The 577-nt window shown below is 56.5% G+C and carries 1 protein-coding gene; it reads right to left on the reverse strand.

Going from position 1 to position 577, the window contains the following annotated elements:
* Nucleotides 1-383: 383 nt before the first annotated feature.
* Nucleotides 384-577 (reverse strand): hypothetical protein (locus tag LH128_RS30535; protein ID WP_008833554.1); only part of this gene is annotated, 194 nt, incomplete at its 5' end.

Raw genomic sequence — 577 nt, forward strand, 5'->3', positions numbered from 1 at the left:
TGATGATCGCCCTGTCGATGCAGGAGCAACGCGGATGATGGACCCGAAACAGATGACCGACAAACAGTTGGTCGATGAATGGGATAAAGTCGAAGACGGTGAAAACCTTACAGATTTCGAACAGGCCGTGCTCGATGAAATCGAGAGGCGTAACATCGACTTGTAAAATATCGTTAGATTTAAGACGACTCGTCCAAGTGCACCGCAGGCATCTTGAACATGGACACGATAATGCTAATGGCCGCGACAGGTGCCGGGTAAACGCGACCGCCCGGCACCGCCTTCATTTCATCCGGCCTTGGGCAAGGCGCGTTGGGTTAGCTCGGTCTGATGCGGCTTCGCTGATCGAGGCGTTGATGCTCGAGCACTCATTAGGGCGCGGCTCAGTCCATGAGTTTGTCGGAACCGTCAGGCTCGGCGACAGGCTGGGCATTAGCGATGGCATTGAATGCCGCTTCGCTCAGTTCTTTGGGAGCAAGCGCGATGTGATCGAGACGCGCCAGGCGCTCGTATTCCGCAGTCGACAACATGACGACACGCACGGCGCCATCGCGCTCAACCGCGATCGGGTGGGTCA

The sequence above is a fragment of the Sphingomonas sp. LH128 genome (genome assembly GCF_000293195.2).
GTDB classification, from domain to species: Bacteria; Pseudomonadota; Alphaproteobacteria; order Sphingomonadales; family Sphingomonadaceae; genus Novosphingobium; species Novosphingobium resinovorum_A.